The 21,058-nt window shown below is 45.0% G+C and carries 17 protein-coding genes; 5 read left to right on the top strand and 12 right to left on the bottom strand.

Annotation, left to right across the window (positions count from 1 at the left end):
• Positions 1–190: 190 nt before the first annotated feature.
• The 3 genes from DUN60_RS01710 to DUN60_RS01700 all read right to left on the bottom strand — a co-directional run bounded on the left by DUN60_RS01710 (position 191) and on the right by DUN60_RS01700 (position 2,687).
• Complete coding sequence (locus tag DUN60_RS01710; RefSeq protein WP_114633035.1) at positions 191–1,018, bottom strand: M15 family metallopeptidase; 828 nt, start codon at positions 1,016–1,018, stop codon at positions 191–193.
• Positions 1,019–1,117: 99 nt separating this feature from the next.
• Entirely contained in the window at positions 1,118–1,846 is a 729-nt protein-coding gene (locus DUN60_RS01705) for a DUF429 domain-containing protein (protein ID WP_114633034.1), read from the bottom strand.
• A 46-nt stretch (positions 1,847–1,892) separates the two neighbouring features.
• Complete coding sequence (locus DUN60_RS01700; RefSeq protein ID WP_114633033.1) at positions 1,893–2,687, bottom strand: YeeE/YedE thiosulfate transporter family protein; 795 nt, start codon at positions 2,685–2,687, stop codon at positions 1,893–1,895.
• A 255-nt stretch (positions 2,688–2,942) separates the two neighbouring features.
• Between DUN60_RS01700 and DUN60_RS01695 the strand changes: the two genes are divergently transcribed.
• The 4 genes from DUN60_RS01695 to DUN60_RS01680 all read left to right on the top strand — a co-directional run bounded on the left by DUN60_RS01695 (position 2,943) and on the right by DUN60_RS01680 (position 8,397).
• On the top strand, positions 2,943–3,881 hold the full coding sequence (locus DUN60_RS01695) for a hypothetical protein (protein WP_114633032.1): 939 nt from the start codon (positions 2,943–2,945) through the stop codon (positions 3,879–3,881).
• Between the two features lie 197 nt (positions 3,882–4,078).
• Positions 4,079–4,846 (top strand): 1-acylglycerol-3-phosphate O-acyltransferase, encoded by a 768-nt coding sequence (locus DUN60_RS01690; RefSeq protein WP_114633031.1) that lies wholly within the window; start codon positions 4,079–4,081, stop codon positions 4,844–4,846.
• 177 nt (positions 4,847–5,023) lie between these two features.
• Positions 5,024–6,394 (top strand): MBL fold metallo-hydrolase, encoded by a 1,371-nt coding sequence (locus tag DUN60_RS01685; RefSeq protein WP_114633030.1) that lies wholly within the window; start codon positions 5,024–5,026, stop codon positions 6,392–6,394.
• Between the two features lie 455 nt (positions 6,395–6,849).
• A complete protein-coding gene (locus DUN60_RS01680; RefSeq protein ID WP_065206930.1) occupies positions 6,850–8,397 on the top strand; it encodes an alanine/glycine:cation symporter family protein in 1,548 nt (515 codons plus the stop codon).
• A 145-nt stretch (positions 8,398–8,542) separates the two neighbouring features.
• On the opposite strand, the gene DUN60_RS01675 is transcribed toward DUN60_RS01680, so the two are convergent.
• The 5 genes from DUN60_RS01675 to guaB all read right to left on the bottom strand — a co-directional run bounded on the left by DUN60_RS01675 (position 8,543) and on the right by guaB (position 16,567).
• On the bottom strand, positions 8,543–9,136 hold the full coding sequence (locus tag DUN60_RS01675; protein ID WP_010440610.1) for an acetate uptake transporter: 594 nt from the start codon (positions 9,134–9,136) through the stop codon (positions 8,543–8,545).
• A gap of 387 nt (positions 9,137–9,523) precedes the next feature.
• Positions 9,524–11,074 (bottom strand): Na+/H+ antiporter NhaC family protein, encoded by a 1,551-nt coding sequence (locus tag DUN60_RS01670; protein ID WP_114633029.1) that lies wholly within the window; start codon positions 11,072–11,074, stop codon positions 9,524–9,526.
• A 274-nt stretch (positions 11,075–11,348) separates the two neighbouring features.
• Positions 11,349–13,061, bottom strand: a complete 1,713-nt coding sequence (locus DUN60_RS01665) for a chitinase (RefSeq protein ID WP_114633028.1) — start codon at positions 13,059–13,061, stop codon at positions 11,349–11,351.
• A gap of 286 nt (positions 13,062–13,347) precedes the next feature.
• The gene (guaA, locus tag DUN60_RS01660) at positions 13,348–14,901 is read right to left on the bottom strand and encodes a glutamine-hydrolyzing GMP synthase (RefSeq protein WP_065206933.1); all 1,554 of its coding nucleotides are present in this window, start codon (positions 14,899–14,901) and stop codon (positions 13,348–13,350) included.
• A gap of 202 nt (positions 14,902–15,103) precedes the next feature.
• Positions 15,104–16,567 (bottom strand): IMP dehydrogenase, encoded by a 1,464-nt coding sequence (gene guaB / locus DUN60_RS01655; RefSeq protein ID WP_114633027.1) that lies wholly within the window; start codon positions 16,565–16,567, stop codon positions 15,104–15,106.
• Between the two features lie 269 nt (positions 16,568–16,836).
• Here guaB and xseA point away from each other — a divergent pair, with 269 nt between their 5' ends.
• Positions 16,837–18,183 carry an exodeoxyribonuclease VII large subunit gene (gene xseA, locus DUN60_RS01650; protein WP_029405079.1) on the top strand — a complete coding sequence of 449 codons (1,347 nt, stop codon included), beginning with the start codon at positions 16,837–16,839 and terminating at the stop codon, positions 18,181–18,183.
• Positions 18,184–18,309: 126 nt separating this feature from the next.
• On the opposite strand, the gene ureG is transcribed toward xseA, so the two are convergent.
• From ureG to ureE, 4 genes are all read right to left on the bottom strand, one after another.
• A complete protein-coding gene (gene ureG, locus DUN60_RS01645; RefSeq protein WP_004735125.1) occupies positions 18,310–18,951 on the bottom strand; it encodes an urease accessory protein UreG in 642 nt (213 codons plus the stop codon).
• Between the two features lie 46 nt (positions 18,952–18,997).
• Entirely contained in the window at positions 18,998–19,678 is a 681-nt protein-coding gene (locus DUN60_RS01640) for an urease accessory protein UreF (RefSeq protein ID WP_114633026.1), read from the bottom strand.
• A gap of 40 nt (positions 19,679–19,718) precedes the next feature.
• Positions 19,719–20,315 (bottom strand): HupE/UreJ family protein, encoded by a 597-nt coding sequence (locus tag DUN60_RS01635; protein WP_114633025.1) that lies wholly within the window; start codon positions 20,313–20,315, stop codon positions 19,719–19,721.
• 238 nt (positions 20,316–20,553) lie between these two features.
• Positions 20,554–21,006 carry an urease accessory protein UreE gene (gene ureE, locus DUN60_RS01630; RefSeq protein ID WP_114633024.1) on the bottom strand — a complete coding sequence of 151 codons (453 nt, stop codon included), beginning with the start codon at positions 21,004–21,006 and terminating at the stop codon, positions 20,554–20,556.
• Positions 21,007–21,058: the final 52 nt, after the last annotated feature.

Genomic DNA, 21,058 nt, shown 5'->3' with positions numbered 1-21,058 from the left:
ATGACTTTGCAGAGTATTACCTTGTCGATTATTGACTAATGGATACCCAATAACCTTTTCAATGCTTGATGTTACATTGGAGAAATGAATATAAAAAAGGCCAACGACATACGTTGACCTTAGCTATTCGAAACACACCTTAAGCAGGCTTAACTTGCTAAAACACAAACGGTTCTAGATAAACATAGCACTAAAAAGTCCCGACTGTTTTCTTTGCACAGATAGCTCGATCTTTTTCTGCGTCCTCACCTTTATTTTTTGAATAACTTTTATTCTTATTAAAACATTGGCGATAAGATTCGATGTAACGCTCAAATAGCACTTTAGCTTCAGATTGCGGTTTAGAAAGCAGTTGGTTAACGAATTTTTTTGAGCCGACCTCAAAATGCTGAGTATCGATTGGGCTATTCCAATCCCCTCCCCAGATCATAAATCCGTGATGGGCGAAAAGCTCAACCACATCTTCTGCCATGCCTCTTCGTTCAATTTCGTCTCTTGCACGAAAGCGAGTACGATTCACATAGCTTGTCGCAGATTGTGAAGGCTTTACGGTGATTTGTCCGTTGTTACCAAATTCTAAGAACGGGTTTTGAACTGGATTGATGTCGATTGCCACACCATAGGCATGTTTCGACCAACCACCTCCACCAGTGATAGGCCGAGCGTTAAAGGCACTACTGTTGTTCGCGTCCATTGAGGCGTTGTCGTCACCGTTAAACTCACGCATAAGGCGAGCAGAATGAAGCGGGAAATTACGCTGTTTTAACTCTGACAAGATTCGCTCAACTGAAGGTGCAATAACATCGAGCACAATCATATTGCCCTGTTGCGTTTCCCCTTTGAAATTAATGAAATCGAAATCCACCTTAGATAGTCGCTCACAACCAACAGGCGCACCACTACTCAAGACATTGTTCTTTTTCATCATGTCGCATTGCCATTGAGATATAGGGGCAACCTGGGCATAACTCGCAGCACTGAGCACAATGGCCAGCCAGCCGACAATAAAACGTTTCATATCAAAGACTCAAAAATAGTAAGAGTGAAAAGTAGCAGAAGTTGGAAAATAGCATAAGTTAGAAAATAGCATATTAAGCCAAGTTGAGCGCACGCTTTGTTAGCGCGCTTTACTCCAATAGACAATCTCTCGAACTCGTCCGTTCTGGTCGACATCCGCTTCTCCACCAACATCAGAAGGCTCAGGTAAGGTCGATAATTGCGGAGCGTAATAGGCAACCAACATAAGCACGAACGCATCATAGATATCGTCTATTGCCACGTCTTTACGCTTGGTCTTTGAAATGGCCAACGACAAGCGGTCACACCATTGAGGGGCGAGCTGCTGAATAATAGAAAGCCGTTCCTCTTTGCCTTTTTGCGTTCGTTTGGAAAACGTCAGCGGTTCGCCTTTCAAAGCTGCAAACACGACCTCAGGATGTGATTCCCTGCAGGAAAGATTGGGATGAATTTCAATGAGTTCATCAAGCTCGCGGATCTTGGGCACAATTCCCCAAGTCTGTTTAGAAAACTTCTTATCAAGCTGCTCCACATTGGCATTACATCCCGCAATGTAATCGGTTTGGTAAACCGCCTCTCGGCACGGAACAGGAAAAACGGAAGAGCCACGCTTACTGGTGAGAAAACGTCTTGCCGCTTTATCGCATAAACGATCTGGAGTCTGTGAATCGCTAAAACCAATCGGCATATCGATTAACGTTGTTGCTCCCGTAAGATCGTCAAGCAACTCATCTAGGGTCTTTACCACCTTGAACTCAGGTGGCTCATTGCCAGAGACAATCCAAGCGATCCAACCCGCCTTGCAACCATCAATTCCTATGTATTTCATTATGTTCTCAAATTACGTGCCCATGTTATTTACGTACTGTCGCTAACTATCGGCTTTGAATCAACTTAACTCCGGTATATATACCCACAATGATACTCAACACAGAAAAAACACCCGCCAACGACAGCACTGGCATCGCCACTAAAAGCTGAGTATCGTTCCCGCCACCGGCCATTACGGCTCCAAACCCCATAAGCACACCCGCAACCAAGTGTTTGCCCAATCGACGTATAGAGCTCAACCTCAAAGAAAAGGATCCAGTAAACAACGCAGCGCTAATCATTCCAACTAACAGCGAGATCATCAATATAAAACGCTCGCTACTTGGCCAATCTTCAACTCTTCCATGCCAGAGTGAAGTACCCATAGATTTCAATAAACCACTTGGCGTCCAGTGCGGTTCATACAAGAATACAAAGCCGGCCATTAACCCAATCCCCAACATTGAGAACCATAACTTGCGATTTACTGCATTCATGAAGTAGCAACTCACCACAATAATGAACGAAATGCTCCCAAGAAATGCATAACGAGAAAAATCAGATAAAACCAACCGGGATCCTTTTAACTCCGTAGGCAGCACTGGGGCAAACAACAACCAAGCAACGAACCACCTTAATATGGTCGCCAACATAACCACTTCGCCACGAGCTAAACGACTCACCGTCGATACCCCACAACCACTATTAACCGCCGCTCCGATACCAAATAAAAAACCGCCGAACAATGAAAACAGACTCGGCCAAAACGCAGAAGATAAAGCTCGTCCTTCCACTGCCGATCCTAATGCCATAAACACCCAAGCCAATGAGCCACTAAACACAATCGCGACAATCAACATTGGTGATCCGCTTGTCGCCTCTTTAACGCCCCGAACCATGCAAAGGCCGGTAGTTTGGGCGAGGTATCCCACCAGAAAGATGCAGAGCAAAGCGAGAATAAACAACATACATGGCCTCCGAATCGTGTTGATTTTGTTAGTGCCGTTGGTTAAATATAGTCAGAACATCCAATAACAGCGTGCAAGGACAAGCCCGAACAGGGATAATTGTTTTGATAATTAAACCAACCTCAGCACCCAGCCGATAAAAGACTAATGACCACATACTCGTACATAGACATCCCATTCAACCTGCGCCACACCTGTTGGTTTTGTGGTGAACCTTCCAATGATGTTGTTGAATTCCCTAAGACTGCACAGGCTATTGCCAAGATAGACTATTCACCGATTGCACTGCCAGCTTGTAAGGAGTGCGCGAGTGTTAGGTATGCAAAAGATCTAACTTCGATCTGGGCTGTGCGCGATCAGATAAAGCACACTCTCATAGATAAGTACGCAAAGCACCTTGGTATTGGTGAGAACTGGACGGAGCAAGAACTGATCGATTCTGATTTCTCGGGCTCGACGCTTGGCGGGTTTGGGCGTAGTGCTTGGAAGATGTATCAAATAGCCAAGCAGCGAGTCGACTATAAAGGTTGGCCTTTATCGGTTGATGACATTGTAATAGAGGTCTACGACGAAACCAGTGGCTTTGAATTTGACGGTACTCGTTATGCTTCAATCAATTCGTGTATCGATTATTTCACCAAGGCTGCGGGCGTAGACAAAGAGCTGCTATCGCAACTTGTCGACATCGTTTCAACAGACCGTTTTAGCTACGCGTTGCGAATCGCCAAACTAAACAAGAATGTCTCTAATACCAAGCGCTCAGAGATCATCGAAGAGGTGTTACAACAAGAGTCTGAACAAGAAGAGATACAGCTTGAACAAGCAAATTCACTGTTCAACCCAAATGTCGAAGAGGTCAGTATTTCAGGTTCAATAGCGCCTGTATTTGCCATTCAATGGGCAATGATGAATAACGTTAAAGATTTAGCTCACCTTTGTTCACTCGAAGATGATTATTTTGACTATTTCGAACATCTTGGTGGCCCTGCAGCTTTCATGTCCTATAACGGCCTACAACTCTATTTAGAGTCGCGTCAAAATCCTGAATGGGTAGAAAAGTCGGATCCAAATAAACAGTATTGGTGAACATACCTACCTACTGGTGAACACGTGTAAGCTCGATGATCGTGTCAAATACCCATTGTTAGTCCTTGTTTTATATAAAGATCTAAAAAAAGAACCCTATAACAGTTAATTGTTGCAATTCGGTTAAATAGAGTGAAAACTTCAAGCATCTAAAACTATTTAATCACTGCAATCTTGCGGTGAGTAAGGAGTGAATTGTGCTTGCTGTTCTTCGTATTATTTTGGCTACGGTGTTTATTATTTTCACCACTCTATGTGCTTTTGTTTACTGCTTGTTTAGCCCCAAGAACCCTAAGCATGTGTACGTTTTCTGCCGTTGGTTCAATCAACTCCAAAAGATCGTCGGTGTAAAACTGGTGCAGCGCGGCCTAGACAATGCGCCAACATCAGAAAAAAGCGTCTACATCTCTAACCACCAAAGCATATTAGACTTTGTGACTGACCCTGGGATGCTAAGGCCTCGTACCGTTTCTTTAGGCAAGCGCGATTTGTTGTATGTGCCTTTCTTTGGGCTGCTGTATTGGATCACCGGTAACATCATGATTAACCGCGAAGACAAATCCAAAGCACGCGATACCATCAAACAAGTGGCGGAAGCCATTCATCAGCGAGATCTGTCTGTTTGGGTTTACCCTGAAGGAACGCGCAGCAAAGGGCGTGGACTATTGCCATTCAAAACGGGTGCTTTCCGGATGGCGATTGAAGCCGGCGTACCTATTACCCCAATGTGTACCAGCACCACGCACAATAAGATTGACCTCAACCGACTTAATAATGGCATTGTGATTACCGAGATGCTTGAGCCTATCGATGTGTCTGGATACAAGCTCAGCGATGCGAGAGAGCTGGCCAATCGCTGTCACACAATTATGGCTGAAAAAATAGCAGAGCTTGATGCCGAAGTGGCTCGTGTAGAGGCGCAACAAAATCCAGAGCTGGATTCAGACCGTTCTTCTACGCGTTAATAAGGTAGTCACAGAGGGAACAGGAGCTAACTCGCAACGAATACACTGAGTCATCGCTCAGTTACTTAAAAAGACACTCAACGATCGCAACTCTCATTGTTCTTGTTTTACATGCCAGCGCTTATCCGCAAAATAAAAACAGGCGTTAATGGCTTTATAGATCAATGGGAGTAAACGATGGAAGTGATTCACCATGGCGGCAAACATACCGTCACAGGATCTTGTCACGAATTAAGAGATTCAGGCCAAGCAGTACTCATCGATTGTGGCCTTTTTCAAGGTTTAGATCTTCAAGGTAAAAAGCTTCAAGGGGAAGACGCACGCCCTCTTGATATTGAATTTGAAACGTCCCACCTTAACGCTCTGTTGCTGACTCATACTCACATTGATCATATTGGTCGATTACCTTGGTTACTCGCCAGTGGCTTTAACCAATCAATTTATTGCACTCAGGCGACGGCTGAACTCGCTCCTTTAATGATTGAAGACGGCCTAAAACTGCAAGGGCTCAGTCATAAACAATCCAAACTCATCCTTAAAAAAATTCATTCGTTGATTGCTCCTAAGCCTTATGGGAAGTGGTTTCCAATTGCCTCTAAGCAGCAAAACGACGGAAAGGATCATCATAGGCCAAATACTCTGTATGCTCGTTTTCAACCTGCCGGGCATATCTTAGGTTCGGCCTATATAGAGATTAAGTTACCCAACCAAGAGGTGGTGGTCTTTTCTGGCGACTTGGGCCCAAGTAACACGCCACTGTTGCCGGATCCGAAACCACCACAACAAGCCGACTATCTGTTTATCGAATCGACTTACGGCACTAGCACGCACGACGATATTGCTTCACGATCTGAACGCCTCAAAGCAATTATTGACCGTTCGTTACTCGATGGTGGCGTCATCCTGATCCCGGCATTTAGTATCGGCAGAACACAAGAACTGTTGTTTGATATTGAAAACCTGATCTTTGAGCATCAACTCAGCGCCGATATTCCTATCATCCTAGATTCGCCTATGGCAGAGAAAGTAACGCGTTCATACCGACGCTTTAAAGAGTTATGGGGTCAAGAAGCTAAACAGCGCCTAGAGCTGAAACGTCACCCACTCGCTTTTGAGCAATGCATTACCGTTGATGGGCATCGAGTGCACAAAAAAATCGTCAATCGCCTGCGTTCGACAGGTGAACCCGCAATTGTGGTCGCAGCTTCTGGAATGTGTCAGGGCGGCAGGATAATGAACTACTTATCCGCCTTGCTTCCCGATAAACGAACCGATTTGATTTTAGCGGGCTATCAAGCACACGGAACGCTCGGGCGCGAGTTGCAACAAGGTAAAACACAGGTTTTTATTGATAACAAAGACGTTGAGGTTAATGCTCAAATTCATGGCATGTCTGGCTACTCGGCTCATGCCGATAAAGAGGATCTCAACCGATTTATAGCAGGAATTTCCGTTCCACCAAAAGAGCTGCATTTGATACATGGCGAACCAAATACTCAGTCTGAGTTCGCTCAAGAACTACAGGCGCGAGGGTTTGTGGTTGTTTGAAACACGCATCAAACTAGCCACTTTTACTCAGTAAACATTAAGGCCAGAATTATCGAGCCTTCAAAGGCACAGTTTCTTAGGCCTGCGAGATCACTCGATGAAGGTGATATATTCCAATCAAATCCATCTCGCCACTCATATATCAGCCGTTCATGCTAATCGGTTTTCACCGCTGTTTTTCTCGATTTTGTCTCTTCTGTATGGCTCAAATTTCCATTTTTGTATTAATCACTATTTATTCACTCTGTAAAACGCCAGAAAATACACACAGTTGCATATGAGGTTAAATGGAACGATTATCGAATTAGAACTAAGCGTTAACAAACATCCTCTGTAACTTGCTTTATGTCACAGTAATCCTAATGCGCAGTTAAATAATTTAACACTTGGGTTACAAGTGAAGTATTGTGTTGTTCGAAAAACAATCATAAGTAAAACTAACAGGGAAAATACTCATGCAGTCATTCGTTGATTTTTTGAATGGAATAATCTGGAGCCCAGTACTTATCTACCTATGTTTAGGTGCAGGTTTGTTCTACTCCATCATGACTCGATTTGTTCAAATCCGTCACTTCTTTGAAATGTGGCGCTTGCTACTATCAGGTAAAAGCTCTACAAAAGGCATCTCGTCTTTCCAAGCTCTTGCCGTTTCGCTATCTGGCCGTGTAGGTACAGGTAACATTGCCGGTGTTGCTGCCGCTATCGGTTTCGGTGGCCCAGGTGCAGTATTCTGGATGTGGGTTGTAGCCTTCTTTGGCGCCGCGACTGCTTACGCAGAATCTACGCTAGCGCAAATCTACAAAGAAGAAGACGAAGGCCAGTTCCGTGGTGGCCCGGCTTACTACATTGAAAAAGCGATGGGCCAGAAGTGGTACGCATGGATCTTCGCTATCTCAACTATTTTTGCATGTGGTATTTTGCTTCCAGGTGTTCAGTCAAACAGTATTGGTAATGCTGTAGAAGCTGCATTTGGCTCAGGCGACATGATTGAAACAGCTATCGGTACATTCAGTTTCGCTAAAATTTTCACTGGTACTGTTGTTGCTATCATCCTTGCTTTCATCATCTTTGGTGGTGTTAAACGTATTGCGAACTTCACACAAATTGTTGTTCCATTCATGGCATTGGCTTACATCATTATCGCGTTCGTTATCATCTTGCTAAACATCGGCCAAGTGCCAGCTGTTTTCGGAATGATTCTTGGCGATGCATTCACACCTATGGCGGGCTTTGGTGCTGCAATTGGTTGGGGCGTTAAGCGTGGTGTTTACTCAAACGAAGCGGGTCAAGGTACTGGTCCTCACGCAGCGGCAGCGGCAAATGTCGATCACCCAGCTCAGCAAGGTTTGGTACAAGCGTTCTCTATCTACATCGATACTCTTCTAGTATGTTCTGCTACAGCGTTCATGATCATCATCACTGGTGCTTACAACGTTCACGGCGGCGCTGAAGGCGTGTTCCTTGTTCAGAACCTAGCAGCAAACATTGGCGCGAATGGTCCTGTATTTACACAGCTTGCGATTGAAAGTGCACTACCAGGCATTGGTAAGCCATTCATCGCATTTGCTCTGTTCTTCTTCGCATTTACAACGATTCTTGCTTACTACTACATCGCAGAAACGAATATTGCTTACCTACGTCGTACCATCAAGATCCCTGGCATGATGTTCGTACTTAAGCTTGTTCTTATCACTGCGGTTTTCTATGGCACAGTCAAAACAGCTAACCTTGCATGGGCAATGGGTGATGTTGGTGTTGGCTTGATGGCATGGTTAAACATCGTAGGTATTCTGATCATCTTCTTCATGTCGAAGCCAGCGCTTAAAGCACTTGCTGATTATGAAGAGCAACAGAAACAAGGCGTAACTGAGTACACATTTAATCCTGTAAAACTAGGTATCAAAGGTGCTACTTACTGGGAAGAGAAGTACAAGCGTAAAACAGGTAAGTCTCCTGAAGCAGAAGCTGCAGACACTAAACCTGTAGAGCAACCTTCAGCTTAAGCTTTCCTTAGCAAATAGATCGCTTTAACAAATAGCGCTATTAATAACGCATAAAAAAGGGGTTAGCCATTTCGGCTAACCCCTTTTGTTTTATTCATAACCAATAAACGGCTTATAACAAACTAACTGTTCCCGAGTTAGAGTATTAAGCAGCGATTTCTTGTGTTGCCATTTGAGGTGCTTTCTTCTCACCGATAGGCAGTACTGTGCGGCCGTACTCGTTGTTGATTACTTGTGCCATTGCAAAGTAGATAGCTGAAGCGCCACAGAAAATACCTTCAAAACCAGCGATAGTGCCGATTAGTTCACTGCCAGTGAAATCACGAGCTGCAAGTAGGAAGAACAGGATCGTTAGTGAACCGAATACTACTTGCTTCGCAACTGGGTAACATAGAGAACCGATGAACATGAAGCCTGTGAAGATGCCCCATAGTAGTAGGTACCAACCCATGAATGCAGCAGGGCTTGCTGGAAGACCCATGTAAGGCATCACGATCAAACCAACTAGAGATAACCAAAATAGGCCGTATGAAGTAAATGCTGTCGTACCGAACGTGTCACCACGTTTGAAACACATAGTGCCCACGATAACTTGGCTCAAACCACCGTAAAAAATACCCATTGCAAGAATCATAGAATCGATTGGGAAGAAACCTGCGTTGTGGATATTAAGAAGAATAGTGGTCATACCGAAACCCATTAAGCCTAGTGGCGCTGGGTTAGCTAGTTTGGTCGACATTGCGAATTTACCTTATTAAAGTGGTTGATTAAAAAAAATCTACAAAGTTTGTAAGAAAATTTTAATCTATAAACCGCTCAACTAGGTAATCCAGTTATCGAAAACTAAGATTGTGTAAATGATCCTATGGAAAATTGGTTTCATAACAATGCTAATCAATTCATAGAAACTATCAATAAACAGATTCCCTATCACGCTATAAAAAAGATGCGAGTAACGAGATACGAGATGCGAAAAAGTCTTTAGATTCGATTAAGCGGGATACGAAGAGCGTGTTTAGATTGAGTAAGCGAGAAACTAAATAGCAAACACGAGTAATAATAGGGCGAGCTTTTCACTACTCGTTTACTCGCATCCCGTATCTAGTCTCTCATTTGTAATCTTAAATTACGCTTGTTGTGGTTTAGATTCAGATACTTGAGATTGAACTTCTGAAGAAGCGTTTTTACTCGCATCGCGTTTAGCTAACAGAGTCACAAGGATAAGTTGAGCAACAAGAGCGCCCAACACAACCAGTGCACTTCCAGTAAAGCCTGCCACTACAAAACTAACCAAAGCGATAGAGCCGTTCATCAACGCATAAGGAAGCTGTGTCTTAAAGTGTTCAAACTGGTCACACCCTGCCCCTGTTGAAGAAAGAATCGTTGTTTCAGAGATCGGTGAGCAATGGTCACCAAACAAACCACCAGACAACACAGCGCCAATTGCGACGAGTAGCGGTGCATCAATCGCAATCGCGGTTGGAATAACCAATGGCATCATTATCGCGAAGGTTCCCCACGACGATCCCGTTGCGAATGAAATAATCGCCGACAACAAAAAAGCGACCGCTGGTACTAACCAGTATGGAAAGCCGCTCTGTGCTTGCTCGGCGATATAGGCCGCTGCACCTAGCTCTTTACCGACTGTGCTTAACGCCCATGCCAATACTAAGATGATCGCTACTGGCATCATATTTCCCATGCCTTTTAAGTACACAGAAACACCGTCAGACAGCTTTCTCACACCGTAGTAAGCCATTAACGAGATCAAGGTAATCGCAGCAAAGAAATAAGCCGATGATAGAGCTGCTCTGAACGATGAACCCGCGACCTTTTGAAATGGGAAGCCTTGCGGAACTAACATGGCACACAACACCACCAGCATCACTAGCAACGGCGCCCAAACAAAAGATGCCTTTGCATTTTTATGCGAGAACGGATTCAGTGAGTCGCTATTCACGCCAATATCGATTCCCGCTTGGCAATCACGTTCCGCTTTCGCCATTGGCCCAAAATCTAAACCTTTGACTGACACCAAAGGCACGATGAAGATCGCTAGGAATGCGTAGAACTGAAAAGGAATCGCACCAATGAAAGCATCCCAGTCAGACATGTTAACGCTCAACGCAGTAAATTCTTTCTGGATCAGGCTCATGATGTAAACGCCCCATCCAATGAAAGGAATAAGAATGGCAACTGGCGATGAGGTTGAATCAATGATGAATGCTAGCTTCTGTCTTGAGAGTTTTAGTTTATCGAAAAGAGGACGAAAAACAGGGCCAACAATTAACGGAGTACCTAAGTCTGAGAAAAATATAACGATTCCACCCAACCAAGCAGACACTTGAGCTTGGCATTTATTGCTTACCCATTGAGTCACTCGCTTTGCAAACGCAACACCACCACCGGATTTTTCCATCAAAGCGACAAAGCCACCGATGAACACCAACAGCATGATCACACCTGCGTTATAGCTGTCGGTAAGTTGAGGGACTAAGTAACCTTTCACCATGGTACCAAACGTATCAAGCGGGTTAAGTTCGCTAAACATACCAGTGAGCATTGCCACACCACTTAGCACGCCTGCAAATAGGCCTATCACTACATTCCTTGTCGCCAACGACAACACCAAAGTAATCACAATGGGGATGAGTGACGTGATATCTGTCTGTTCCATAGGTACACCTTAACCCTAAAATAAAAGAATAAATATAAATTAAATTTGAATATAAATTCACAAGCATCATTTGTACAGAACTTTATCCTCTAACTGGATAATTAGTCTTTAAATGCGGTTCAACATAGCTAAATAGACCAATCGCCCTCCTTAGATAGCCAAGTTCGAAACGAAAAAAAGCCGAAAGTAGAAACTTTCGGCTTTTGATTATTTATATCATTATGGTCGTACGACTGAACTCGTCACTTAGGTCACTTCCTCAGTATTCAGACTATCAATTACAACTGATTTCATCCCAGAACCAGTTCGACTGAATAGGACTTTCCCAAACACCCGGACCGTTTTTAGCTACGAAGCACTTGCCATTATGTGTCACCTTGTCGCCATTACTCACTTGGCTCACGCCTGCTTGCCACGTAATGAATACTGATGGGTCAACAACGACAGGCGGCTCGGTCACAGGTGGTTCAACTGGTGTTGGATCTACCGGAGCAGGATCAACAGGTGCAGGGTCAACTGGCGGTGGATCTGTCACTACTGGTGGTGTTAGCTCACCCGCTACTAATTTCCAAGGGCCGCCATTGGCAGGGTCATCCCCTTGTGTCCACCATTTCGCTTCGTAGGTTGCACCGTTGTGAGTCACTTGGTCACCCGCGTTATAAACCTTCGTCGCACTCCAACCGTTACCACCGGGATCAGTACCAGGATCTACCGGATCAAGCTTGTCGACCACTTTCACTTCAGGCCAGCTCGCATGAGAACCATAAAAGTTGGTCACACACTTCTCGTAATCGCCAGCCACCAGCGCTGAATATGCCGTTTGGAATCCAACCAACTCACATTCAAATGAGTAGCCTTCTGGGCGGTCTGCGTAGTATTTCCAGTTCCCATCCCAGTTGGTGTACAACACATCGGTCGCGCCGTTGAGGTTCAAGCTTCCGTAAGGCGTTTGCTGCCAACAAGTATTGGCTTCATCCGCTTCTACAGGAATTTCATAGTGTGCCGCTAGCCCTTCCCAATAACGAATACGGTTAACAGGTTGGCCTTTGTCTTTATTTTGCTCACCACACTCGATACCTCCATTAATCACGTTGATCGTGGTACCAAATCCATAGCCAATTCCCGCATCCAATTCGCGCTGAGAGGGTGTCCAAGTACGGTCGATCACGTGCAGCATTGCTGGTTTAGGTGCTTGAGGCGTAAGGAAGAACCAGATAGCAGAAGCCAAGTTCAACCAAGAATCCGCCACTAACCCCGGGTTATTCAATAGAACCGTTGCATCACCATCAAACATCACTTCCGAGAAGGCACCGTAATTAAAATGGTAAGAAAGCTGTTTAGCACCACGACCAAAGTAGCCCTGCCCCGCGGCACATGGCCAACGTGCATTCTGCCAATCGTTCTGACCACAACCCGTGGTGTAACCTTCTTGACCTTCAGACCAACCCATTTCACGAACATGCACCAGCGCTTGCTGCCACTCTTCGAGAGCTAATGGGTTATCAGAGGTGTTGTCTATCGCGATGTGACCGCCCGTCTCTTGTGAAAAGTGAGCAAAAGCGGTGATGATGGATTTTTTACAGATGGCGTCGGAGTCACGACCATCGCTGTACTCTCCACAGAAAGCTGGGAATTTACCGATCGCACGTAAGAAGCGAGTGTAGGTGTATTCTGGCGCTGCCATCTGAGTGAGGAAGTCCCATTCAGACTGAGGGAATACACGCTCGACGCGTTTTACGTTTTCAGGGTTAGAAGCCGAGCCAGGTACAATCGCCTCAACAATGCTATTTGGTCGAGTCTGCAATGCCTGTGACCAGATCGCATACATAGGATCGGATGTTTTCGCTTGTTCAGCAGCTTGTAATGCCGACTTTTCAACAAGGTAACCATTCGGGTTTTGCGGATCAGGTTGAATGTTCAAAGACGCGTAACAGTGAGCTGCTAAAGTGCAGCCAACTATTGTCGCCAAATATTTGATTTTTAACATGATGGATTCTCTTATCTGTCCTTAATAAGTCCATCAAAGAGTATGCGGCGCATGGGAAATGAGCTAGTCGTTACCATGTGAATTTATAAAAAGTGCGAGTGACACTTTTATGTATCCTTCAACACAACAAAGCGTCTCATTGTTTCTTGAGCTGATATCTAACTTCCAACGAATTTGGTTGCTCGTTGTAGATGTAAATCCTTAATCTCATAAATAAAAAGAAAAAAGCCCCGAACAAAGTTCGAGGCTTAAGATCTTAATCAATGCTGGTCAAATCTCTAAGAGATTATTCCCACTCGATAGTTGCTGGTGGCTTACCAGAAATATCGTAAACAACACGTGAAATGCCGTTAACTTCGTTGATAATACGGTTAGAAACCTTACCTAGGAAATCGTATGGTAGGTGTGCCCAGTGAGCAGTCATGAAGTCGATAGTTTCTACTGCACGTAGAGATACAACCCAATCGTACTTACGGCCATCGCCCATTACGCCAACTGAACGTACAGGTAGGAATACCGTGAATGCTTGAGATACTTTGTGGTAAAGGTCAGCAGCATGAAGCTCTTCAATGAAGATAGCATCAGCACGACGCAGTAAATCACAGTACTCTTTCTTCACTTCGCCAAGTACACGAACACCTAGACCTGGACCCGGGAATGGGTGGCGGTAAAGCATGTTGTATGGAAGACCAAGCTCTAGGCCGATCTTACGTACTTCATCTTTAAACAGTTCACGTAGAGGCTCAACAAGGCCCATTTCCATATCATCAGGAAGGCCACCAACGTTGTGGTGAGATTTGATTACGTGTGCTTTGCCAGTCTTAGATGCTGCAGACTCGATTACGTCTGGGTAGATAGTACCCTGAGCAAGCCATTTAGCATTCTTCAGTTTCTTAGACTCTTCGTCGAAGATATCTACGAATACGTGACCGATGATCTTACGTTTCGCTTCTGGTTCAGCTTCGCCTTCCAGAGCGTTAAGGAAACGATCTTCAGCATCAACTTTAATGATGTTAAGGCCGAATTTGTCACCAAACATGTCCATAACCTGCTCGCCTTCGTTTAAACGAAGAAGACCGTTATCAACAAATACACATGTTAGTTTGTCGCCGATAGCACGGTGAGCAAGCATTGCTACTACTGATGAATCAACACCACCAGAAAGACCAAGGATAACTTCATCGTCACCTACTTGCTCTTTAATACGTGCAACTGCATCTTCAATGATAGATGCTGAAGTCCACAGACCTTCACAACCACACGCGTTAAGAACGAAGTTCTCAAGCATTTTTAGGCCGTTTTTAGTGTGCGTTACTTCTGGGTGGAATTGAACACCGTAGTATTTCTTATCTTCGTTTGCCATTGCTGCGTATGGGCAAGTGTCTGTCTCTGCGATTTTTGTGAAATCAGCAGGGATTTCAACCACTTTGTCGCCGTGGCTCATCCAAACATCTTGAGTTGTCTCAAGGTCAGCGAAAAGTGCAGATTCACCTGTCACTTGTACAGCAGCGTAGCCGAACTCGCGCTCAGTAGACGTTGCTACTTTACCGCCAAGTTGCTCAGCCATCGTTTGCATGCCGTAGCAGATACCGAAGACAGGAACACCTGAATCAAATACGTACTGAGGTGCACGTGGAGAATTCTCTTCCGTTACACTTTCAGGGCCACCAGATAGGATGATACCGTCTGGATTGAATTCACGAATATCCGCTTCTTCTACGTCCCAGCTCCAAAGTTCACAGTAAACACCGATCTCACGAATACGACGAGCTACTAGCTGTGTGTATTGAGAACCGAAGTCCAGAATTAGAATACGTTGGTCATGAATATTTTTAGTCATTGTAAGCAGTCTTATTGGCTATGTGATAAAACGGAGGCGAGTTTACTCACCTCTGATTAACTCTTCAAGAAATAAAGCAAACGTTTTCGTTAGATATCTTTAACCACGTGTTTTGAGAAAATCGGACTTTTAACAAAACAGACGGTAGATAAAATAATGTGCCGACTAAATCAGCACATTATTCAAACGTTTGGACGTATTATTAACCTAAACGGTAGTTAGGTGCTTCTTTCGTGATTTGAACATCGTGTACGTGAGATTCTTTCATGCCCGCACCAGAGATACGAACAAACTCAGCTTTAGTACGCATATCTTCAACAGTTGCAGAACCCGTTAGGCCCATGCTTGAGCGTAGACCGCCCATCTGTTGGTGAACGATCTCTTTTAGACGACCTTTGTATGCGATACGACCTTCAATACCTTCTGGAACAAGCTTGTCTGCAGCGTTGTCAGATTGGAAGTAACGGTCAGAAGAACCTTGAGACATAGCGCCAAGAGAACCCATACCACGGTAAGACTTGTAAGAACGACCGTTGTAAAGGATAACTTCACCCGGTGCTTCTTCAGTACCCGCGAACATTGAACCAACCATCACACAAGATGCGCCAGCAACGATAGCTTTACAGATATCGCCAGAGAAGCGAATGCCGCCATCTGCGATTACTGGAATACCGTATTCGTTAGCCACTTCAGCTGCGTCTGCGATTGCTGTTACTTGAGGAACACCAACACCAGTAACGATACGAGTAGTACAGATTGAACCCGGGCCGATACCTACTTTAACCGCACTAACACCTGCTTCGATAAGAGCACGAGCGCCAGCGCCAGTTGCTACGTTACCACCGATAATTTGTAGATCAGGGTATGCAGCGCGCGTATCACGGATGCGGTTAAGTACGCCTTCAGAGTGACCGTGTGAAGAGTCGATAAGTAGAACGTCTACGCCAGCTTCAACAAGAGCTGCAACGCGCTCTTCGTTACCAGCACCAGCACCAACAGCTGCACCTACACGTAGGCTGCCGCGCTCATCTTTACAAGCGTTTGGTTTACGTTCTGCTTTATGGAAATCTTTCGCAGTGATCATTCCAGTTAGTTGGAAGTCATCATTTACAACAAGAACTTTTTCAACGCGCGCTTCGTGCATTTTCTTTTGAACTTCTTCACGAGTTGCACCTTCTTTAACAGAAGCAAGGCGAGCTTTAGGCGTCATTACTACATCAACTTTCTTAGAAAGGTCAGTCACAAAGCGAACGTCACGGCCAGTAATAATACCAACAAGTTCGTTTGTTTCAGTAACAACAGGGAAACCGGCGAAGCCGTGTTTTTGAGTAAGGGCTACAACATCAGCGATTGTCGCGTCAGGGTTTACAGTAACAGGGTGAGAAACCACACCTGCTTCGTAAATTTTAACCTGGCGAACCATTTCAGCTTGCTGTTCAATAGACATGTTCTTATGAATGAAGCCTATTCCGCCTTCTTGTGCCAGTGCGATCGCAAGGCGAGCTTCTGTCACAGTATCCATCGATGCAGAGATCATTGGGATGTTTAGGGAAATATTCTTCGTCAGCTGAGTGCGAAGATCAGCTGTATTAGGGAGAACGGTGGAGTGTGCTGGCACTAGCAGTACGTCGTCGAATGTCAGCGCTTCTTTGGCAATTCTTAGCATTTGCAATATCTCACAATAATAGGAGTAAAAAGAAACAATCCAATCTCATCGTTTCGCCTAATGAGGGCAGCCAATTAAGGAAAATCAAACTGCATTTGGATTAGATATTGCGGACGGATTATACGGCCAACGAAATCGCTTGGCTACACATTTTTGTATTTTTAATTTGCATTTACCCCCTTGCTATGTATTATATTGCCGCTATCTTCCATACTCACGCCCTGTGAGATTCCAAGAAAGACCTTCCTTCAAGGAAAGATAGTGCTTCTATGACTAATCCAAACATCTTTACTGTTTCTCGCCTCAACTCAGAGGTTCGTCTCCTATTAGAAAACGAAATGGGAATAGTCTGGCTCGTTGGTGAAATCTCAAACTTCTCGGCACCTGTCTCTGGTCACTGGTACCTCACGCTTAAAGACTCTCGCGCTCAAGTTAAGTGCGCTATGTTTCGTGGCAATAACCGTCGTGTAACGTTTAAGCCTCAGAACGGTAATCAAGTTCTAGTCAAAGCACGCCTGTCTCTTTATGAGCCACGCGGTGACTATCAACTGATCATCGAAAGCATGCAGCCAGAGGGTGATGGTAAGCTTCAGCAAGAATTTGAAAAACTTAAGATGAACTTAGCGGCGGAAGGCTTGTTCGCTCAATCCAGTAAGCAGATTCTGCCAGAACATCCTAAGTGCGTCGGTGTCATCACCTCTAAAACAGGCGCAGCCCTCTTCGATATTCTCGATGTACTGAAAAGACGCGATCCGTCATTGCCAGTCATCGTGTATCCGACCATGGTACAAGGTGAAGGAGCTTCGATTCAGATCGCTCAAGCGATTGGACGTGCCAATGAGCGCAATGAGTGTGATGTGTTGATCGTAGGTCGTGGCGGCGGTTCATTAGAAGACTTATGGTGTTTCAATAACGAGATCGTCGCTCGCACCATTGCAGCAAGCCAGATCCCGATTATCAGCGCCGTTGGCCATGAAGTTGATGTCACTATTGCCGATTTCGTGGCGGATATGCGCGCTCCAACACCATCAGCAGCCGCTGAATTGGTTAGCCGTGACAACAGTCATAAAGAGCAAGCTTATGCATCTAAACGTGCTCGTTTAGTGAGTGCGATTCGTCATGTGTTAATCAAACAAGCGCAATCAACTCAAACGTTGAAATACCGCTTAGAGAAGCAACACCCTAGCTACCAACTGCAAAAACAGAGTCAGCAGCTTGATGACTTAGACATGCGTTTGCGTCGTGGTATGACTCAATACTTAAAACAGCATGCACAGCGTGTTGAACGTAAGCAGCATCAGCTTCAGCTGAACTCACCAGTGAAGCGCCTTGGTGAACAAAAACTGCATCTGCAACGTTCAGAGCAAAAGCTATTAGATGCGATGGATAAAACGTTACTAACGACTCGCCATCAGCTAGCAATGGCTGCAGAGAAGTTAGAGACCGTTAGTCCACTTGCAACCCTAAAGCGTGGCTACAGCATTACTCATTCAGCATCGAGTAAGACCGTGTCATCGATTAATGACGTAGAAGTAGGTGAAGTGATCACCACTCAAGTTGAAGATGGCGTGATTGAATCGCAAGTGACAACAAGAGTCGCGAAGAGCGAGCTTTAGATTCAACTAGGACGTTAAAAATCATTTAAAACCAGAAAGCCCTATCGAATAATCGACAGGGCTTTTTTGTATCTACTGGCTTCAAAAGAAAACGAACGGATTCAAACCTTACTCATGACTCACGACTCACGACTCAGTCGTAGAAGGCTCCTTCATCGTTAGCATGCCTTCTGTGACGATAAAGTTGATGATGAAGTCCAATCCTTGGCTCTCTTTTAGGTTGGTGAACACGTATGGTTTGGTTGGACGCATGCGCTGCGTATCTTGCTCCATCACCTCAAGTGACGCACCAACATACGGAGCTAAGTCGATCTTGTTGATGACTAGCAGATCGGAACGTGTAATACCTGGGCCACCTTTACGCGGGATCTTCTCCCCTTCCGCTACATCAATCACGTAGATAGTAAGGTCGGCTAACTCAGGGCTGAACGTCGCACTCAAGTTATCACCACCACTCTCTACAAACACCACATCGAGGTTCTTATGCAGCTTGGCAAGTTCTTCGACTGCAGCAAGGTTCATCGAAGCATCTTCACGAATCGCAGTGTGTGGGCAGCCACCCGTTTCAACACCAATAATACGGTCAGGTTCCAGAGCCTCTGCTCGCGTAAGTATCTTTGCATCTTCTTGTGTGTAGATATCATTGGTTACCACGGCAATGTTTAGCTTGTCGCGAATGGCCTTACATAGCACCTCTAACAACGCTGTTTTACCAGACCCTACCGGGCCACCAATACCAATTCGAAGGGGTTGCTTGTAACTTTCCATTGTCTACTTCCTTATATTCTTTTTGCTACCTCGTTCGCGCTAACCGCTACGAACGAAATAGTCGCGTGTATTGTGTTTCGTGCAGTGAACTCGCTAATGCCATCGAAGGCGAAAAGCTGCCTATCATCCAATCTTCTATCGAGCGTGCTTTCTCAATGATCTCGGGAAACGTGTTGGTGATATTAATCAGTGCCAACTGACCATCGGTTTGACCTAAAGGCACTAACTTGACGCCTGCGGTAACAATGTTTTCAAGCCAGCTCCATAAATAACCTTGCTTGAGGCTTTCTAAATCGATATTCCAATGTTGAGCGGCCATACACATGCCCAACAATTGGTTTGGGTGACTATCAACAGAATCCACCAGCGAAATATCGATATCTAAGCGCTTCAACAAGGTGTTCAATGCATGCCCGCGTTGCTTTTCTTCCGCTCGTAATTCACTGGTTTCACGGCTTGAGTATAAGTAGTTACACCAATGCTCAATCTCATCGATTTCACCCTTTTCTAGAGCATGATAAAGACGCTCTAAGATGGGTAATTCCAAAGTCGCGACACTGGAACTGACAATGGTATTAAGCCACTGTTCCATACTATCGCGATTGGTCACCCACCCCGCTTCAACCGCCAACTCGAGACCTTGCGAATAAGTGAAACCACCAATCGGCAACGATGGACTGATCAATTGAAACAGACGATAAATCGCGACATTTTCTGTTTTGCTCATACTCTTGCTCTCTGTCTTCTAAAATCGAAAGTTCGAGAGCTTACGCGCCTAAAATCAATAGTGCGCTTGCTGAAGCCACACCGACCGACATCCATTTAGAGTAAACCGCGCGGCCAACAAAAGTACCGATAACCATTAATGCCAGAGCACTGATGCTCATACCGGTTGCGAATTGAGTCAGATTGCTCGCGGCTTCAACGCCGTGTGCGTAACCATGGAAAAACAACATAGCGATGGAAGCAACTAATACGCTGTTTACACGCTTGGTTGATGGTGAGAATACGTGCCATAAACATAGGCTGACGACGAACAGAGAAGCGATAATAGCTGGCTCAACAATTACAGAAAAACCTAAGGCTTGGCCTGCGATAAGCCCTACCACTAAAGATGCCAATCCACCGCCAATCAGAGCTGCTTTTATCTTGGTTGAAAACGACAGTGCGCCAATTAACAAACCAAAGGCGATCAGCATGATCAGGTGATCCATGCCTGTCACAGGGTGAGTTAATCCAGACATAAATGAGTGAGACTCATGAACCGAATGCGCTCCATGTCCTGGGTGAGCGAAAGCCAATGTTGATGTTGTTAGAGAAGCTATTGTGAAAGTGCATAAGCCTGCAGCTGTTTTAAAGTTCATCGCGAGTTCCTTGCTTTATACCAATCGTAGTAAATAATTGCTCACCCTAGCTTGCTAAAATGCTCGATAACTGCGTTATAATTTTTGATTGTAGAATAACTACTTATCGAAAAATTATGCCTTGTTCTCAAGCCTTTTTCTGCGCTATTGTTGATCACTTACTTACTGTGATTGGTATTATTGTTATTAATATCGTTGGTGTTTAAATCAATGTTTTTTTGAGTCATCAATGACTCGATTAATGATGGTGATGATGACCACCTGAGCGACCGCCATAAGCTCCGCCTTCTGGTTCAAACGGTTGTTTCTCGGTAGTCACTTTAGCGCCTAAGCCTTCAACCATTTCATCCAAAACATGGTCGTGTTGATAACGAACCCAACCCGCTTCCACTTGCAGCGGAACATGACGGTTACCAAGGTGGTAAGCCACTCGTGTTAACAGGAGCAGGTCTTCACAGTAAACAGTCGAAACGGTTTCAGGTGCCGCTTTCACTTCCACGACCAAGCCACATTCACTTGAGAGTTGTTCGCCGCCACGCAAGATATGACCTCGTGGTAGAAACAGCCCTGCATTGCGCCCATCATCTAGCATCACCTTAAGACGGCTTTTGATGCGGCTATCGATCGGTAGGCTTAGAAAGCCATCTGGAGCCGTGTTCAACTCGGCTTGAATTTGAGTAAGTTCAATCATGCTATTACCTCAATCTCCTTGTGAGATTTATAACGTTCAAAATAAGAGCCCT

Origin of the sequence: Vibrio splendidus, from assembly GCF_003345295.1 — a bacterium.
In the GTDB taxonomy this organism is placed as follows: Bacteria; Pseudomonadota; Gammaproteobacteria; order Enterobacterales; family Vibrionaceae; genus Vibrio; species Vibrio splendidus_K.
This window is presented reverse-complemented; position numbering and strand designations above follow the sequence as displayed.

What these genes read in the sequence shown, in the direction of transcription:
- DUN60_RS01710 (WP_114633035.1), bottom strand. Translation starts at nt 1,018, where the DNA reads ATGAAACGTTTTATTGTCGGCTGGCTGGCCATTGTGCTCAGTGCTGCG.
- DUN60_RS01705 (WP_114633034.1), bottom strand. Translation starts at nt 1,846, where the DNA reads ATGAAATACATAGGAATTGATGGTTGCAAGGCGGGTTGGATCGCTTGG.
- DUN60_RS01700 (WP_114633033.1), bottom strand. Translation starts at nt 2,687, where the DNA reads ATGTTGATTGTCGCGATTGTGTTTAGTGGCTCATTGGCTTGGGTGTTT.
- DUN60_RS01695 (WP_114633032.1), top strand. Translation starts at nt 2,943, where the DNA reads ATGACCACATACTCGTACATAGACATCCCATTCAACCTGCGCCACACC.
- DUN60_RS01685 (WP_114633030.1), top strand. Translation starts at nt 5,024, where the DNA reads ATGGAAGTGATTCACCATGGCGGCAAACATACCGTCACAGGATCTTGT.
- DUN60_RS01680 (WP_065206930.1), top strand. Translation starts at nt 6,850, where the DNA reads ATGCAGTCATTCGTTGATTTTTTGAATGGAATAATCTGGAGCCCAGTA.
- DUN60_RS01675 (WP_010440610.1), bottom strand. Translation starts at nt 9,136, where the DNA reads ATGTCGACCAAACTAGCTAACCCAGCGCCACTAGGCTTAATGGGTTTC.
- DUN60_RS01670 (WP_114633029.1), bottom strand. Translation starts at nt 11,074, where the DNA reads ATGGAACAGACAGATATCACGTCACTCATCCCCATTGTGATTACTTTG.
- DUN60_RS01665 (WP_114633028.1), bottom strand. Translation starts at nt 13,061, where the DNA reads ATGTTAAAAATCAAATATTTGGCGACAATAGTTGGCTGCACTTTAGCA.
- guaA (WP_065206933.1), bottom strand. Translation starts at nt 14,901, where the DNA reads ATGACTAAAAATATTCATGACCAACGTATTCTAATTCTGGACTTCGGT.
- guaB (WP_114633027.1), bottom strand. Translation starts at nt 16,567, where the DNA reads ATGCTAAGAATTGCCAAAGAAGCGCTGACATTCGACGACGTACTGCTA.
- xseA (WP_029405079.1), top strand. Translation starts at nt 16,837, where the DNA reads ATGACTAATCCAAACATCTTTACTGTTTCTCGCCTCAACTCAGAGGTT.
- ureG (WP_004735125.1), bottom strand. Translation starts at nt 18,951, where the DNA reads ATGGAAAGTTACAAGCAACCCCTTCGAATTGGTATTGGTGGCCCGGTA.
- DUN60_RS01640 (WP_114633026.1), bottom strand. Translation starts at nt 19,678, where the DNA reads ATGAGCAAAACAGAAAATGTCGCGATTTATCGTCTGTTTCAATTGATC.
- DUN60_RS01635 (WP_114633025.1), bottom strand. Translation starts at nt 20,315, where the DNA reads ATGAACTTTAAAACAGCTGCAGGCTTATGCACTTTCACAATAGCTTCT.
- ureE (WP_114633024.1), bottom strand. Translation starts at nt 21,006, where the DNA reads ATGATTGAACTTACTCAAATTCAAGCCGAGTTGAACACGGCTCCAGAT.